Source organism: Microbulbifer epialgicus, from assembly GCF_041447265.1.
GTDB classification, from domain to species: Bacteria; Pseudomonadota; Gammaproteobacteria; order Pseudomonadales; family Cellvibrionaceae; genus Microbulbifer; species Microbulbifer epialgicus.
In genome coordinates this window covers 1-16,551 of sequence record NZ_JBGMEK010000083.1, presented here as the reverse complement: position 1 = coordinate 16,551, position 16,551 = coordinate 1, and the positions used below count along the sequence as shown (strand labels likewise).

The following is a 16,551-nucleotide window of genomic DNA, read 5'->3' as shown; positions in this document are numbered from 1 at the left end:
CAATCCCGGTTGGATTTGCGCTGATAGTGTAAAGCGGGATAACTCTCGGTCAGTCTTCTAAGAAGACTGGCTCAATAGCCCCCTTTTAGGGGGCCGAGGGCAATTCCGCATTCTAAGAATGCGGATTTTTACTGCCGTGCAATTAAATTCGTAAAGTAAAAAATATTATCGTGATGTTGGAAGGCGGCGTGTCACATAAAAATATAGAGTTGGGTTAACAGTTCTTTTGTTGCATAAAAAGACGAGTTTCGTAGGTTTTCCTGGAGAGTGGCGAATTCTGAATTCTCTGTGGGTGGTTGATAATTTACAAAATTCTTAATGTTTCAAGTGGTGCGATACAGTTGGTGATTGGATAGTGGTTGTGGTGTTTTCATAGTTGGGTGTTGCTTTATAAGGGGATTCTGACCAGGTAAGCTTTATTGCCGTTGTTGGGTGCGATTAATCTGATAGTTAGGTTTACCTAAGAAGGCTGAGGGGAAAAATATGTTTCCCAGTGGCTGTATAAGGTATGGTTACTGATTACGAGCATATTCAAAGTGTGTCGCAAGAGAAGTGTATTCATATGATCGATACGTATAGTGCAAAGGTATTAAAATTTAGGAAAATTTGCCAAGTGTTCGCAAAAAATCATCGATATCGAATATCACATGTCATTGTGCACATAGTGCCAGTACTGAGGAGTTACAGCAGAAATTTGCTAATCATTAAAGCCAATGAATACCCTTTCAAAGGGAGGTCAAAATTGATATTAGATGACAAGCACACTGAGTACTTACAGGATAATGAGAAATACCATTGTATCGATGCTGTGGTTGATTCGGAGCGGAACTGTTAAAGCAGCAGTTAGGGTTTCGGGCTTGCTATCATGCCTGTGCTTAGATCGGTTATATGGTGGTACCAACAAAGATCGCGATTGCCACAATCGTCGTATGAAAATTGTCCTGTTCCAGAAGGTTTTTCTAAAGCCCCGCGTCATCGCTTGACTTGGGTTGTACCGTGCTCTCGCTTGTATATCACATTTGTACCTATTTGAGGGTAGATGTTGCCTGCCTACCTACTTTGGGCAGGTGATCCTCCTTGGGGTGCCCTTTTATATTCCAGCCAAAGGCATTGACCACATTACTGGGCTCAGGGAGCTCGATATTTATGTATTTCCTGGATCGAATGAATTGACTTAAGAAATAAAGAAAGAGGAAACGGGCAAAAGACTGGTGACATTCACAGTAGTCTGCCGATTATCTATTGCTGCTAGGAGGCACTCGGTGCACAGGAGCAGTACTTTTACCAAATCATATAGTGCGCTCTAACTCACGCCACAATGTATGACGGGGCTGGGGCGAAACTTACAATCATTAACCGGACCTGGAGGAGAAATGTTGGCTGTTAGAAGGTCAATTTCGCGCATGGGTTACCGATTCGGCTGCAAATTATTGCCAATGTTGCCCAGCTGGCCGGGCGAAGTCGCGTTTATCAAAATGCTAAATACACGGTTGTCAGAAGAGTTGCAGGAGGGACTGTTCGACTTTCTCGATAACCAAGTGCTTGAAGTCACCGTTACAGATTTGGGGATCCGCCTCCGGGTTAGCAAACACAACCAATATTTTGTGCGTGCGCCAGGGGGGAGGCCGGCCGATTCAACTATTTCGGCCAATATCGCTGACTTTCTTGCCATTGCCTCCGGGCGGGAAGATCCGGACACGCTATTTTTCCAGCGCAGGTTATGTCTCGGCGGTCAAACAGAAATCGGCTTGACAGTAAAGAACCGCCTTGATGCACTCGATCGGAGTCGCATACCGCAATGGAGCCAGCGCTGGCTGGAAGTTATTGCCGCCGAGCTGGCGGTGGTTGCCCATTAAAGGGAGTAACTATGGAACTTGTATGCCCAGCCGGAAGTCTTCCGGCACTTGAGGCCGCAGTCGATAATGGTGCAGATGCGGCTTATATCGGCTTTAGCGATGAAACCAATGCGCGAAATTTTGGCGGCCTCAATTTCAATGATAAAAATGCGCTACGTGCTTTGGACCGTATACGCAGCCGCGGCAAAAAATTATTTGTTGCCATCAATACCTACGCAAAGCCTGTCAGCTTCTCGCGCTGGCAAGCGGCAGTGGACCGCGCGGCGGGCCTCAATGCCGATGCGGTGATCCTGGCAGATATCGGCTTGATGGGTTATGCGGCGGAAAAGCATCCCGATCTGGCGCTGCACCTGTCGGTGCAGGCATCTGCCACCAGTGCGCCGGCGCTGGAATTCTATCGACAACAATTTCGCATCCGCCGTGCGGTCTTGCCGCGGGTGCTGTCGTTAAAGCAGGTTCAGCAACTGACATCTGCTAGCCGGGTGGAGCTGGAAGTTTTTGGTTTCGGGAGCCTGTGCATCATGGCTGAGGGGCGCTGCCACCTGAGCTCCTATGTAACTGGAGAGTCACCCAATCAAAACGGCGTTTGCTCCCCGGCCAGGGCAGTGGAATGGCGCAATACGGCCAGTGGGTTGGAGACGCGCTTGAACGATGTGCTGATAGACCGCTTCGATGCCCATGAAAATGCCGGCTATCCCACTCTGTGTAAGGGCCGTTTTATGGTGGATGGCAAACGGCAGCACGCGCTTGAAGAGCCCACAAGTTTGAACAGTATGGCGTTGCTTCCTGAGCTTAAAGCGGCGGGTATCCAGGCGATAAAACTAGAGGGCAGACAGCGTAGCCCCGCCTATGTGGCTCAAGTCGTGCGTACCTGGCGCGAGGCGATCGATGAGGTGCTGAAGCGTGGAGAGGATTTCTCGGTAAAGGGCCGCTGGCGGGAGACACTGGCAAAAAATTCTGAAGGTAAGCAAACAACACTAGGCGCTTATGATCGCCCCTGGCAATAGAGGATACAAAATGCGGCTCGCTCTGGGACCGGCGCAATACTATTGGCAACGCACCGATATCAATCAATTTTATGAAGCAATGTTATCGACACCGCTGGATATCATTTATTTGGGCGAAGTGGTGTGTGGCAAGAGACACGAGTTACGAGCGCCGGAGTGGCTGGAGCTGGCGCAGACGCTGGCGGAGGTTTCTGACAAGCAGATAGTCCTATCGACGCTTACATTGCTGGAATCCAAGGCCGATCTCAACTGGGTGCGGAAAGTCTGCGATAACGGCAAACTTTTAGTCGAAGCCAATGATATGTCCGCGGTACATATATTGTCGGACGCTAGCCTGCCGTTTATCTGCGGTCCGGCAGTGAATATTTACAACCAGCATGCACTGGCGCATCTGATGTCAATGGGTATGGTCCGCTGGGTGGTGCCGGTGGAAATGAGTGGGCGGCAACTGGAAGATGTGCTCAATGCTTGTGATAAAAAACCCGAAATAGAACTGTTTGCCTACGGTCATATGCCATTGGCTTATTCGGCTCGCTGCTTTACTGCCCGCCACCTAGGGCTTGATAAAGACAACTGTGCATACCGTTGTATGGAATATCCACAAGGCTTGCCATTGAAATCCCAAGAGGGAGAACAATTGTTTGTGATCAATGGTATCCAGACAATGTCTGGAGAGACTGTCAACTTGCTACGCCATTACCCTCAACTGGCTGAGGTTGGCGTTGATATCCTGCGATTGTCGCCGCAGTGGCAACAGATGACGGAGATTGTTGATGCTTTCGACCGGGCCCGCCACCATGATCTGAATCCGCAGCTGTTGCCGCCTGGTGTCGATGGGTACTGGTGTGATCGCCCCGGTCTTGAACTGATCGCCCGCAGTGGCACTGGCGCGCCGGCCTGAAGTAAGGGCGCCGAGTACAAGACTTATCAGCGCCCACTTTCTGCCCTACTGCGTTCTACATCGTAAAGCAGGCCGTGGCGGGCAGAATAAAAGTGCCAGGTAATGATCACGCAGACCGCGTAAAATATGAGGAATGCCCACAATGCAGCCAGCGGGCCTCCGGTCATTTCAATCGAAGAGCCATATGCCTTGGGAATAAAAAACGCCCCATATGCAGCGATTGCACTGGTAAAGGCAATAATGGCCGCGCTCTCGCGATCAACCTGGCGTTGCCGTTCTTCTTTGTCCAGACTGGGAAGCAGGCGTGGAACCTCTTTGCCCATTATCACCGGAATCATCTGAAATGTAGAGGCGTTGCCTACTCCAGTGAGGAAGAATAGTGCCATAAAGCAAGCGAAGAACCCCCAGAAAGCCCCGGTCATTTCATTATTGGCAATAAAAAAGATAACGCCACCGACCGCAACGATCATCCCGACAAAGGTCCAGAAGGTCACTCTGGCGCCGCCATATTTGTCCGCTACCCAGCCACTGCCAGCGCGGCTCAAGGCACCCACTAATGGGCCCAGAAATACCATTTGCAGAGTGTTGACCTCGGGGAATTGCAGTCGTGCCAGCAATGGGAAACCGGCAGAGTATCCAATAAAGCTGCCAAATGTGCCCGTGTACAGAATGCACATTAACCAATTGTGCTTGCGCTTGAAGATGATAGATTGTTCAGTGAAGCTGGATTTTGCACCAGCTATATCATGCATACCAAACCAAGCAGCCGCTGTTGAGGCGATAATCAGAGGAACCCAGAAAAAGCCTGCGTTCTGCATCCATAGCTTGGTGCCATCGTTAGCCTGTTGCGGCTCGCCACCCACTGCCCCAAAAATGCCGACGGTGATAATCAGCGGCACCAGGAACTGCATCACCGATACGCCCAGATTGCCGAGCCCGGCGTTTAGCGCCAGTGCATTGCCCTTTTCCTTTACCGGGAAAAAGAAGGCAATATTGGCCATTGAGGACGCGAAGTTACCTCCGCCGAGACCACATAGCAGGGCCAGTACCAGAAATATCAGGAAAGGTGTCGATGGGTCCTGTACTGCATAGCCCATGCCAATTGCCGGCACCAGCAGCGATGCCGTTGAGAGGGTAGTCCATAGGCGCCCACCAAAGATGGGTACCATAAAGCTATAAAATATTCTCAGCGTGGCCCCGGATAAGCCGGGTAGGGCCGCCAACCAAAATAGCTGGTCAGAATTGAAGTCGAAGCCGATGGCGGGCAGGCGCGCCACCACCACTGACCAGACCATCCACACCGCAAATGCCAGCAACAGCGCCGGGATAGAGATCCATAGGTTTTGCCGAGCAATCGCACGGCCGCGGGTTTCCCAAAATTCTTTGTCCTCTGGGTGCCAATCTTCGAGCAGTCGCGCTTTTGAGGCTTCTTTTTCTGTCGGGTGCAGCTCTTCTGCTAATGCCTCAGCTTCCTTCGGACGTTGTTCCTCTGCCCGGATTGCCAAGTGCATCCATACGAGTGCGAATGCCACCAAGGCAAAGAGAATTGCAAAGCAGCTGGTGTAAATGCCAGTCAAATCCAATGCGATACCAAAAATGATCGGCAACACGAAGCCCCCCAGGCCTCCGATCATTCCCACCAATCCACCGATGGAACCGATATGCTGGGGGTAATATACGGGGATATGTTTGTAAATCGCCGCTTTGCCCAGGCTCATAAAGAAACCTAGCACGAACAATACCAACACAAACGGCCACAGATCCATCTGGGTACTGAAGGTGAGAGGGCCGTCCTTGGTATTGATAATGTACTGGGTTGGTGGGTAAGACAACATGAGAAGCAGTACCAGCGAAAAGCCAAACGTCCAGTACATAACCCGCCGCGCACCGTGGCGGTCGGAAAGGTGCCCTCCATAGGCACGAAATAGTGATGCCGATAGAGAGAAGGCTGCAGCAGCCATACCGGCGGTGCGGACATCCACGTCGTAGACTTCGATCAGGTAGTTAGGCGTCCACAGCGCCAGGGCGACAAAGCCCCCGAATACAAAGAAATAGTAAAGCGAAAACCGCCACACACGAATATCGTCCAGGGGTTCGAACTGCTTTGAAAAGGAGAGTGCTGGCCTGCCAGATTCTTTCTGTGCCACCCATTGTGGGTCATCTTTGGCGAGCACATAGAAGATGATTGCCATTAGTGCCAGTGCGGCGGCCCAGATATAAGCCACCATATGCCAACCAAAGGCTACGAGGACAAACGGCGCCACAAACTTAGTAACTGCTGCGCCCGCGTTGCCGGCACCAAAAATCCCCAGTGCAGTACCCTGACGTTCGGGTTCAAACCAGCGCGCTACATAGGTGACGCCAATGATAAAAGAGCCCCCGGCGAGGCCAATTCCCAGTGCCGCCAGCAGGTACATGGAGTAGGTGGAGGCGAATGTTAACAGCCAAGTGGAGAGAGCGGTGAGTAGCATCTGCAGTGTGAATACGAGGCGGCCACCGTAGTGCTCTGTCCATATACCAAGGATCACGCGGGTGATGGAGCCCGTTAAAACCGGGGTAGCGATTAGGACGCCAAACTGGAAATCATTGAGTCCCAGTTCTTCTTTGATCGGGATTCCGATGATGGAGAAAATCGTCCAGACTGCAAAGCAGGCCGTAAAGGCAATAGTGCTCAGGCTGAGAGCCCGAACCTGGTCGGATCGGGAGATGGCGGTTGGCGAAGCCATGATGGGTTTACCCTATCCTGAGGCTCAAGGAATTAATAAGAATATAGTGATCAGCACGCAGGCTATGGTCACAATTACCCATACTAGGGGCCACAAGTGTTTTTTCTCAGGTTTGACCGAGACTGATTCCATCGGGTCATGCCCCTCCTGGTCCGGGCCATAGGTGTCATCGTGCTCAGCGTGCAGGTCAGGGTTTAAGTGTGTATCCTTCGGCGGTTTCTGTTCACTCATAGGGCAGGTTTCTCATTTTCCATGGCCTTTTTATCGGATGCATCTAGAGGATCCAGTTGTACACCCTCAATGTTGGCAGCGCGGGCAAGCTCGGCGATGTACTTTGACGCAGATGTTACCCATGCACGCGCTTCCAGCATGTCGAAGATTTTCTCCCTGGCCAGCTTGAATGGCAGTATCTGCCCAGAGATGCGCCGTTGCAGGCGTACCAGGTGCCAACCGAAACGACTGCGAACCGGCTGTCGTGCTGTAGATCCTTCCTCCAGCGCTTCCAGCGCCTGTTGCACTGCCTGGTCCAGCTCGCCACGGCGTACCTGGCCCAGTGAGCCATCCTGTTGGGCTGTCGGGCACCCGGAGAATTCCCTGGCCGCGGCGGCAAAGCGCTCGGCATCGTCCCCCACTTTATTGGCGAGCTCTTTGGCCCGCTGCTCTGCCACCCGCCAGCCGCTGTTACTGTCCTCCGCAGGTTCAAGCAGGATATGGGCAGCTTCGAAAATATCCGGGGTGCGGAAGCGATGGGTATGCCCTTCATAATAGCGCTGGCACTCCGCTTCGGTGATGGAGGTCGGCGGTAGTTCTTGTTCGAGTAGGGCGCGCACTGTTGCATCTTCTACAGTCTCGGTGCGATCGACGGTATTGGTTTCCTGTGATTCGTTGAGATAGCGGGTATTGGCCTCCTGTAGCAGTAACTCCTTGATCGCCAGTGCCCGTGCTGCACTATGCCAGGCAGCCTCGCCGCTCTCGGCCGGGTGGTGTTGCATTTCCCGTGCGATATCCTCAGCTCCAATTTCCACTCCGTTAACTCGCACTGGCGCGAAAGCAGGCATCGACTTGGGCGCTTGGCCACCCCCGCAGCCACCGGTTTCACAGGCAGAGGGCAGCTGCGGTTGATGCGGCGTTTCCGAAGAAGGGCTGGCGGGGAGCTCGATATACTGTATGGCGTTGTCTTTGCTCATGGTGAGATGTCACTTTGATGCGTGACCGGGTGCCGGGGACCTTGTGGCGTTGGGGAGCGGCGTTGTTGTCTTTCGGGCCAGCTTGCGGGATCTCACCACTTGGTAACCGGTGCGGAATAGATAGCCAATGGGCGCGCTCCAGATATGCACCAGGCGTGTGAAGGGGGTGATCAAGAATAGTGTCAGCCCGAGCACAATATGTATTTTATAGACCAAGCCGACATCGATAATCAGGCTGGAAGCAGCGGGATTAAGAGTGAGTATGCCTTGCGCCCAGCCCATAAATTTTACCATTTCCCGGCCACTCAGATGCTGCATTGTCCAGATTGTGGTGCTCAGCCCGACAAGAATCTGCAGCCATAGCAATACAAGTACCGCTATGTCGCTAATCGAAGAGCTGTGTCTGATACGTGGAAAGAAGAGCCGCCGGTGCAGAAGTAAAGAGCAGCCAATAAACGCCAGGATTCCGGCAATGCCGCCCACGATCAGTGCCATTAGTTGCTTGAAGCTGTGACTGACTCCAAAAAAGTCGAAAACCCCAATGGGGGTTAACAGGCCAACAAGGTGCCCGACAAACAGAATCAGGATGCCCAGGTGGAACAGGTTGGAGCCAATCATCATCTGTTTGCGACGCAGGAATTGTGATGACTGAGAGCGCCAACTGTATTGGCCTTTATCAAACCGAATAATACTGCCCAATATCAACACGGTGATGGCCACATAGGGAAACCAGCCAAACAGTAAGTAGTTGATGACATTGTGCATGGGTGATCCTTCTAAACTTTAAGCTGGTGTTGTCAGGTACTGTTGGAAGTCAGAATCAGTTTGCCGGCTGCTTTCAGGCGCGCGATCAGGCCGCTCTCGGGCGCTTTTTGTTCGGGCGTCGTAAAGGTAACCGGTTCCTCCCGCCACTCTTCATCAATCGAAGTTTTTGCCGCCTGTTGGTTCCGTGCCAGCAGTTCCTGCACTGCCTGGGCATCCGGCTGTTCACCGGCGAGCCTGATCAACAGGTGGAATATCGCCGCATATGAAGACTTGTATTTATCGAGGCGCTGCGCCAATGCAGCAAAAACATGGGCGGGCTGTGACAGCCAGTCACTGGCTTCGGCTTCAGGCAGGCAGGAAGCAAACTCTAAAAACAGGGGGATAAAGTCCGGTAATTCATCGCGCTGCAGGAAGCATCCGTGCTTTATATATTCTTCGCCCAAGTCCAGCATGGCCTGGCCGCGTTCGCGGCTTTCTCCGTGAATATGCTCGAAAAAATGCAGTGATAGAGCGCGGGAATTATCGAATATATCGCTGTAGGCCACTTGCAATTCGAGCAGTGATTGCTGTTCAAAACTGCGCAGCAAAGGGTCTAGCATTGCTCGGTCTGTGGGGGTGAGTAGCGGCTCGCCATCGACAGCCTCGCGTACTTCGGCGATATGGGCTTTTAGGGACTTACTGGGATAATCCACTAGTAATGCCAGGGCGCGCAGTAACCTTTTCATCAGGGAGTGTCCGTATAGCGTTTGCCGGGCATGCGCTTGGGCCCACCGAATAGGTCCTGTTTGGTCCTGCCGTTGTGTGGCTCGGTAAAGCCAAAGCCCACGTTGCCGCGCAGACGATAGGAATTTTCCTCCGCCTCGCGGTGGTTGGTGGGAATTACATAGCGATCTTCATAGGCTGCCAGCGCCATATAGCGGTACATTTCTTCGATAGTGGTACGACTGAGGCCCACGCTCTCGGGGATGGTCTCATCTATGATTCCATCAACCGTTTTGGCGCGCATATAGGCCCGCATGGCCAGCATCCGCTCCAGCGCACGGGCCACCGGTTTCTCATCACCGGCGGTGAGAAGGTTGGCCAGGTAGCGGACCGGGATACGCAGTGAGCTGACATCCGGCATGCCGTTATTGACGGCAATCTTACCGGCCTCGGCGGCGGACTGAATCGGTGACAGCGGCGGTATATACCAGACCATGGGGAGGGTGCGGTATTCCGGGTGTAATGGGAAAGCCACTTCCCAGTCCATAACCATCTTGTACACTGGTGACTTGATTGCTGCATCTAGCCACGCGTGCGGTACACCATCACGGCGTGCCTGCTCCTGAATTGCTGGGTCGAGAGGGTTGAGGAAGATACTCCGTTGCGCTGGGTACAGATCCTTTTCTTCCTCTACAGAGGCGGCTTCTTCGATCCGGTCGGCGTCGTAGAGCAAAACGCCCAGGTAACGTATGCGTCCCACACAGGTTTCCGAACACACGGTGGGCATTCCAGCTTCGATACGGGGATAGCAGAAAATGCACTTCTCGGATTTGCCGGTGGACCAGTTGTAATAGATCTTTTTGTAGGGACAGCCTGATACACACATGCGCCAACCGCGGCACTTGTCCTGGTCGATCAGGACGATGCCGTCCTCCTCTCGCTTGTAAATCGCGCCGGAGGGGCAGGAAGCCACGCAAGAGGGATTCAGACAGTGCTCGCATAGCCTTGGCAGGTACATCAGGAAAGTCTTTTCAAACTGGCCGTAGATTTCCTTTTCGACATTGGCGAAATTGTAATCTTTTGAACGCGCGCTGAACTCGCCGCCGAGGTCATCCTCCCAGTTGCCGCTCCACTCGATTTTTGTCAGCGCATCACCAGTGACTAGTGAGCGGGGCTTGGCCGATGGTTGTGCCTGCAGTTCCGGGGCCTTCTGCAGCCAATCGTATTCAAAGGTGTAGGGCTCGTAGAAATCGTCGATTTCCGGTAGGTCCGGGTTGGCAAAAATATTGGCCAGTAGACGCCACTTGGCACCTGCGCGGGGCTGCAGCTTGCCGTTTTTTTTGCGAATCCAGCCGCCGTTCCAGCGTTCTTGGTTTTCCCAGTCCTTGGGGTAACCAACGCCCGGTTTGGATTCCACATTGTTGAACCATGCGTATTCGACTCCCTCGCGGTTGGTCCACACGTTCTTGCAGGTAATCGAGCAGGTATGGCAGCCAATACACTTGTCGAGATTTAGGACCATCCCAACTTGAGCGCGGATTTTCATCGCCACTTCCTTTCTGTCTGCCGGCGATTTTTTACATCACCATCTAATTCCATAAAAACTCACAAAGTTGTTATGACAAGAGCACCAGGGTCTAGTGAAACTGCTCTTCCATGCATCGACTGGCTTCCATAGATTCCAGGTTCTCTAACGAATTCATAAGAGAAAGTGGCACTGCATTTTGGAACCTGCCGATTCATTGGCGGGATCTGCTACGGGCAGGCTCTGCTTAGGCCCCGGACGGTTGCACTTCTTTGTCAAACCAGTTGATTTCGTTCATTTTGCGCACCACCACAAACTGGTCGCGGTTGGCGCCAACTGTACCGTAGTAATTGAAACCGTAAGCCAGTTGGCAATAGCCGCCGATCATATGGGTCGGCTTCATGTTTACTCGTGTGACTGAATTGTGGATGCCACCGCGCTGATTGGTAATTTCCGAGCCCACGGTATTGACGATTTTTTCCTGGGCGTGGTACATGATCGCTGAACCCGGCATGATGCGTTGAGAGACGACCGCGCGGGCGGTTAGGGCTCCATTGATGTTGAAGGCTTCGATCCAGTCGTTGTCTCTGATACCAGCCTTTTCCGCATCTTCTTCACTGATCCACACTACCGGGCCACCACGGTTGAGGCTCAGCATAATCAGGTTTTCAGTATAGGTAGAGTGGATGCCCCATTTCTGGTGGGGTGTGAGGATATTGAGCTGAATTTCCGTGTTGCCATTCGGAATTTTTTTCAGCACTTGCTTGACTGAACGGGTATCGATTGGTGGGCGCCAGGTAACGAAACCCTCTCCAAATGCGCGCATCCAAGTGTGATCCTGGTATAACTGTTGCCGGCCAGTGATAGTGCGCCAGGGAATTAGCTCGTGCACGTTGGTCCAGTTAGAGGTGTAGGAAACGTGCTCGCTCTCGATACCGGACCACGTGGGAGAGGAAATGATTTTCCGGGGTTGAGAGACTACATCGCGAAAGCGAATTTTCTCTTCTTCCTTGCCTTCTGCCAAGTGAATGTGGTTTCGGCCGGTATTTTCGCCCAATGCCTGCCATGCCTTCACCGCCACTTCACCATTTGTTTCCGGTGCCAACATCAGGATGGCCTCACAGGCCTCAATGTCGGTTTCGATTTTGGGACGCCCGGCGCACTCCCCTGTTTTAATAGTGCCGTTGAGTTTGGCCAGGTTCTCAATTTCACTATCGGTATTCCAGTTGAGCCCCTTACCACCATTGCCCTTTTTATCCAACTCAGGACCAATGGCGGTGAAGCGCTCATAAGTGGCGGGGTAGTTGCGCTCTACGATGGCGATGCTGGGCATGGTCACCCCTGGCACGGGATCGCATTCACCGCGTTTCCAATCCCGTGGCTCGTATGGCTGGGCTATTTCTCCGGGGCTATCGTGCTGAATTGGCGTCAGCACCAGGTCCTGCTCGATGTTGAGGACCTCCGGGCATACTTCTGAGAATTTTTTGGCGATGCTCTTAAAAATATCCCAGTCACTACGACATTCCCACACCGGGTCCACCGCCGCAGTGAGCGGATGGATAAACGGGTGCATATCGGACGTGTTGAGGTCGTGTTTCTCATACCAAGTGGCGGTGGGAAGTACTATGTCGCTGTACAGGCTGGTGGTCGACATGCGGAAATCGATATTGACTATCAAATCCAATTTGCCGGCGGGAGCCTCGTCGTGCCACTTGACCTCGGTGGGTCGTCCCTCGTCGGCCGTATTCTCCTCGCCCACCACACCATGCTGTGAGCCGATAAAGTGCTTGAGAAAATACTCGTGACCTTTGCCGCTGGCGCCAAGCACATTAGATCGCCAGAGAAACATATTGCGCGGCCAGTTCTGTGGGTTGTCCGGATCCTCGCATGCAAAGCTAAGCTCGCCGGATTGCAGCTTCTTGGGGATTGCATCAGCTGGGGACTCCCCAGCTTCAGTGAGATGCTTGGCCACTTCCAAAGGGTTACTGGCCAATTGTGGCGCTGATGGCAGCCAGCCCATACGCTCGGCACGAACGTTGTAGTCGATGATTTCCTGGTTCCAATCACCTTTTGGGGCAAGCGGGGACAGGATGTCGGATACTTTCAGGGATTCGTAGCGCCATTGATTGGTATGGGAATAGAAAAATGAGGTGCCATTCATATGCCGCGGGGGCCGATTCCAGTCGAGGGCAAACGCTAGCGGTAGCCAGCCGGTTTGCGGACGTAATTTCTCTTGTCCCACGTAATGGGCCCAGCCTCCGCCGGATTTCCCTACACAGCCACACATGATCAGCAGTGCAATAATACTGCGGTAGCTCATATCCATGTGGTACCAATGATTGAGGCCAGCGCCAAGAATCACCATGGAGCGGCCTTGGGTGACCTCCGCATTGGTGGCAAATTCGCGAGCAACATGAATGATGGCATCGCGCTTTACGCCACAAACTGATTCAGCCCAGGCAGGAGTGAAGGGCAGGTTGTCATCGTAATTCTGCGCCACATTGTTGCCACCGAAACCGCAGTCAACGCCGTAGTTAGCGAGAAACAGGTCAAATGTAGACGCCACCTGACAGGGGCCATCCTGCAGTTCGACAGTCGTAACCGGTATGGTGCGTGTCAGGATAGTATCGTGCCCGGTTGCCACGAATGTTTCGGGTGCCTCGGTACCAAAGTAGGGAAATGCCACCGGTGCCCGGTTGTCGGAGATTCCTTTCAGGCTCAGGACTAGCTTGGTCTCGCGTCCCTGGCTCTCCCTTTCCTCCAGATTCCACTTACCTTGTTGGCCCCAGCGAAATCCGGCACTGCCATTGGGGCAGACGATTTCGCCACTGGCCTCGTCGAATGCCACCGGCTTCCACTCAGGATTATTGTCTTCGCCCAGCGCACCGGCAAAGTCTGCCGCACGCAGCAGGCGATCCGGCACCAGTCGGCCGTCTTGCTCTACCAGCTTTACCAAAAATGGCATGTCGGTGAACTGCCGGGCATAGTCGATAAAATACGGAACCTGCCGCTTCACATAGTACTCAGTGAGGACCACATGGCCGAGCGCCAGGGCCAGGGCGGCATCTGTTCCTTGCTTGGGATGCAGCCAGAGGTCGGCAAATTTGGACGCCTCACTATAGTCCGGTGATATCACGACACTCTTGGTGCCTTTGTACCGCACTTCGCTGTAAAAATGTGCATCCGGTGAGCGCGTTTGCGGGACATTGGAACCCCACACGAGTAGGTAGCTGGAGTTATACCAGTCGGCACTCTCGGGAACGTCCGTTTGCTCACCCCAGGTCTGGGGCGAAGACGGGGGCAGGTCGCAGTACCAATCGTAAAAGCTCAGTAATACGCCACCCAATAAAGACAGGTAGCGGCTTCCGGCAGCGTAGGAAACCATCGACATAGCCGGGATGGGTGAGAAGCCAGCTACCCGGTCGGGTCCGTACTTTTTAATGGTGTAGGCATTGGCGGCCGCAATAAGCTCTGTCACCTCATCCCAACCAATTCGTACAAAGCCGCCGCGACCGCGGCGGGAAACCCAGCTCTTGCGCGTGTCCTGCTCCTCAGCGATGGCACGCCAGGCGGCCACAGGGGATTTTGTGGCGCGCGCTTCGCGCCAAGCCTCCAACAACCGCGCTCGTACCAATGGGTATTTCACCCGAGTGCCAGAATAGAGGTACCAGCTGTAACTTGCGCCCCGCGGGCAGCCGCGTGGTTCATGATTAGGCAGGTCGGGTCGTGTGCGAGGGTAATCAGTCTGTTGGGTCTCCCAGGTGACAATGCCGCCCTTCACATAGATTTTCCAGGAGCAGGAGCCTGTGCAATTGACCCCGTGTGTGGATCGTACAATCTTGTCGGCCGCCCATCGCTTACGATATGCATCTTCCCAGTCGCGTGATTCACCGGTGCTAATCCCATAAGCGTCAGAAAAGGTTTCGGTGCGCAGGCGAAAAAAGGTTAGGCGGTCCAGAAAATGACTCATATGCAGTTCATCCATGAGCGCATAAGCATAGTGCATAGAGGCTAGCCCAGTCCTTTGCTATTTCAAGGTTATTTCTTTTTCTGACAGTAGCTTCAACTGGTCAAAATAATGTTCAGTGAGTTAATAGGTAGATAAAAAAATACTGAGAAGGTCTATTACCGGTTTCTTTGTCTATTGTTTGAGACGTCTGCTTTTGGTGTTAAGCGGTCGTCAAAATGAAGTATGGCGATAGAGTGAAAATGCCATCGTTTCACTACAGAGGTTTTGGGGCGTTTGTTATCCGACCAAAAGTGTGCAGGGTTCCATACTAATTACATGCAATAAATTTCAGTAGGCGCATCTGTGTTTTTTTGGGGGGAGAGGGAGTTTTTTAAAATCGTTATTTGGCTGAGTTTCAATATCGATTGAACCGCAGGTGGGACTTGTCAGCACTCATTCGTAGACTTGCTTTTTCTCACTAGGAATACCACCAATGCGGGAGAGGTCGCTGAGATTTGGCTGGGAGGAAGCTATTTATTATTCCGTTTATTTGGGGGATCGGTCGGTCGCTATGGCCCACTGTGCATGTACTATCGTAGTGAAAAATATAGGAGCTGGAGAAGTTTGTGAAAGTACTGATTGTTGGTGGCGGACCTACCGGCCTTACCGCTGCGCTTGAACTAGCTCGGAGGGGCTTGCATGCTAAGGTGATTGATCGTCGGGATAGCACATCAACCCTTAGCAGAGCAGTAGGTATCACTTCTCGCAGCCTGGAGCTGCTGTCTCATTCCGGTGTTGCGGAAAAGCTGATTGAGGAGGGGGTGGCCGTTCGTAGCGCCTGTATCTATCTCGGAAATCGCCTGGCTCTGGAGTTGCCCCTACATTCGGGTCGCATCTATTTCCCAACTATTCTCGGTCTCCCTCAAGATCGCACAGAGGCCATAATGGCCAATAGACTGAAGGGGTGGGGCGTTGAAGTAGGATATCAGATTGAGCTTCAGGGCCTTCGGGAGGAGCCGAACGGAGTAGTAGCGTTGTTTTCCGAGGGGACTGAGGAAAGGTTTGATCTGATCATTGGAGCAGATGGGGTTCGTAGCACTGTGCGGAAGGCGGCAGGAATTGCCTACCCAGGTTTTGACCTGGAGGATAGGTGGTCTATCGCGGATGTGGATACTGAGGGTTGGCCGCCTCGTGAAAAATTCACGTTGGTAAAGGCGTCATCAGGCATAGTAGCGGTAGCGGTTCCGATTGGCGAAGACCGCCACCGGCTGGTAGCCAGTTGTGATAATGCGATAGGGGCTTTCCCTATGGGGCTGAAAGTTCGTAAGATTTACAGGGAGGGAACCTTTAAAATCTCTGTCCGTCAGGCCGAAAGTTACTCAAAGGGTAGGATATGTCTCGCCGGTGATGCCGCTCACTGCCATTCACCCGTGGGTGGGCGTGGCATGAACCTCGGAATTGCGGATGCCGCTGAGCTGGCCAAGCGGGTTGTGGACGGGAGCCTTGCGGGCTATTCAGAATTCCGTCATCGGGAAGATAAAAAAGTGATGGATATTACTGAGCGGGGCCGCAAAATGATTTCCGGCAAATCCTTGAAAGCGAGGCTTGAATTCAGGGCGCTCCTGGCACTTGCCAATTCTTTGCCGGCACTTAAAAGAAAGCTAGGCCAATTTGCTGTGGAGTTTTGAGTTTGATCTTTTACGAAAGGTACTACTGGGTCAGAAGAAAAGAATACACTGCACTTGAGACGCGCTGTGAATACATCCCTGTAAGCTCGTAATAGGCATCCATGCCTCAAACGGTCCTGAGCGCAGTGTATTCTTTTCTTCCCCCTTTTTAGTTTAACGTAGAAACCCACGTCCTACGGACGTGGTCATGAGTGACTGGCTTTGCCTGTTACGAGTGAGGTGGCTCATGTTACACCTAGGTTCGA

11 protein-coding genes are annotated in these 16,551 nt (G+C 52.8%); 4 read left to right on the top strand and 7 right to left on the bottom strand.

The annotated features are described in order from the left end of the window. The first annotated feature begins 1,373 nt into the window (after positions 1-1,373). Genes ubiT through ACCI49_RS20590 form a run of 3 tightly spaced genes read left to right on the top strand, consistent with a single transcriptional unit; the run spans position 1,374 to position 3,764 of the window. Positions 1,374-1,856, top strand: coding sequence for a ubiquinone anaerobic biosynthesis accessory factor UbiT (gene ubiT / locus ACCI49_RS20600; protein ID WP_371841112.1), 483 nt, complete (start codon positions 1,374-1,376; stop codon positions 1,854-1,856). A gap of 11 nt (positions 1,857-1,867) precedes the next feature. Then, complete coding sequence (gene ubiU, locus ACCI49_RS20595; protein ID WP_371841111.1) at positions 1,868-2,863, top strand: ubiquinone anaerobic biosynthesis protein UbiU; 996 nt, start codon at positions 1,868-1,870, stop codon at positions 2,861-2,863. A 10-nt stretch (positions 2,864-2,873) separates the two neighbouring features. Continuing rightward, on the top strand, positions 2,874-3,764 hold the full coding sequence (locus ACCI49_RS20590; RefSeq protein WP_371841110.1) for a U32 family peptidase: 891 nt from the start codon (positions 2,874-2,876) through the stop codon (positions 3,762-3,764). A 26-nt stretch (positions 3,765-3,790) separates the two neighbouring features. On the opposite strand, the gene ACCI49_RS20585 is transcribed toward ACCI49_RS20590, so the two are convergent. From ACCI49_RS20585 to ACCI49_RS20555, 7 genes are all read right to left on the bottom strand, one after another. After that, positions 3,791-6,490, bottom strand: coding sequence for a nitrate/nitrite transporter (locus ACCI49_RS20585; protein ID WP_371841109.1), 2,700 nt, complete (start codon positions 6,488-6,490; stop codon positions 3,791-3,793). A gap of 24 nt (positions 6,491-6,514) precedes the next feature. Further along, positions 6,515-6,721 carry a hypothetical protein gene (locus ACCI49_RS20580; protein WP_371841107.1) on the bottom strand — a complete coding sequence of 69 codons (207 nt, stop codon included), beginning with the start codon at positions 6,719-6,721 and terminating at the stop codon, positions 6,515-6,517. Then, positions 6,718-7,677 (bottom strand): peptidylprolyl isomerase, encoded by a 960-nt coding sequence (locus tag ACCI49_RS20575; protein ID WP_371841106.1) that lies wholly within the window; start codon positions 7,675-7,677, stop codon positions 6,718-6,720. Before ACCI49_RS20575 ends, ACCI49_RS20580 begins: the two co-directional genes overlap by 4 nt. Before the next feature lie 9 nt (positions 7,678-7,686). Continuing rightward, positions 7,687-8,442 carry a respiratory nitrate reductase subunit gamma gene (narI, locus tag ACCI49_RS20570; protein WP_371841105.1) on the bottom strand — a complete coding sequence of 252 codons (756 nt, stop codon included), beginning with the start codon at positions 8,440-8,442 and terminating at the stop codon, positions 7,687-7,689. A 32-nt stretch (positions 8,443-8,474) separates the two neighbouring features. Next, the gene (gene narJ / locus ACCI49_RS20565) at positions 8,475-9,167 is read right to left on the bottom strand and encodes a nitrate reductase molybdenum cofactor assembly chaperone (protein WP_371841104.1); all 693 of its coding nucleotides are present in this window, start codon (positions 9,165-9,167) and stop codon (positions 8,475-8,477) included. Continuing rightward, complete coding sequence (gene narH, locus ACCI49_RS20560; protein ID WP_371841103.1) at positions 9,167-10,690, bottom strand: nitrate reductase subunit beta; 1,524 nt, start codon at positions 10,688-10,690, stop codon at positions 9,167-9,169. Before narH ends, narJ begins: the two co-directional genes overlap by 1 nt. A 226-nt stretch (positions 10,691-10,916) precedes the next feature. Continuing rightward, positions 10,917-14,639 (bottom strand): nitrate reductase subunit alpha, encoded by a 3,723-nt coding sequence (locus tag ACCI49_RS20555; RefSeq protein ID WP_371841102.1) that lies wholly within the window; start codon positions 14,637-14,639, stop codon positions 10,917-10,919. Positions 14,640-15,244: 605 nt separating this feature from the next. Here ACCI49_RS20555 and ACCI49_RS20550 point away from each other — a divergent pair. After that, on the top strand, positions 15,245-16,306 hold the full coding sequence (locus tag ACCI49_RS20550) for an FAD-dependent oxidoreductase (protein ID WP_371841100.1): 1,062 nt from the start codon (positions 15,245-15,247) through the stop codon (positions 16,304-16,306). Positions 16,307-16,551 lie beyond the last annotated feature (245 nt).

Bases quoted from the DNA above. Each gene is read 5' to 3' on its own strand.
- ubiT (WP_371841112.1), top strand. From the start codon at position 1,374: ATGTTGGCTGTTAGAAGGTCAATTTCGCGCATGGGTTACCGATTCGGC.
- ubiU (WP_371841111.1), top strand. From the start codon at position 1,868: ATGGAACTTGTATGCCCAGCCGGAAGTCTTCCGGCACTTGAGGCCGCA.
- ACCI49_RS20590 (WP_371841110.1), top strand. From the start codon at position 2,874: ATGCGGCTCGCTCTGGGACCGGCGCAATACTATTGGCAACGCACCGAT.
- ACCI49_RS20585 (WP_371841109.1), bottom strand. From the start codon at position 6,490: ATGGCTTCGCCAACCGCCATCTCCCGATCCGACCAGGTTCGGGCTCTC.
- ACCI49_RS20580 (WP_371841107.1), bottom strand. From the start codon at position 6,721: ATGAGTGAACAGAAACCGCCGAAGGATACACACTTAAACCCTGACCTG.
- ACCI49_RS20575 (WP_371841106.1), bottom strand. From the start codon at position 7,677: ATGAGCAAAGACAACGCCATACAGTATATCGAGCTCCCCGCCAGCCCT.
- narI (WP_371841105.1), bottom strand. From the start codon at position 8,442: ATGCACAATGTCATCAACTACTTACTGTTTGGCTGGTTTCCCTATGTG.
- narJ (WP_371841104.1), bottom strand. From the start codon at position 9,167: ATGAAAAGGTTACTGCGCGCCCTGGCATTACTAGTGGATTATCCCAGT.
- narH (WP_371841103.1), bottom strand. From the start codon at position 10,690: ATGAAAATCCGCGCTCAAGTTGGGATGGTCCTAAATCTCGACAAGTGT.
- ACCI49_RS20555 (WP_371841102.1), bottom strand. From the start codon at position 14,639: ATGAGTCATTTTCTGGACCGCCTAACCTTTTTTCGCCTGCGCACCGAA.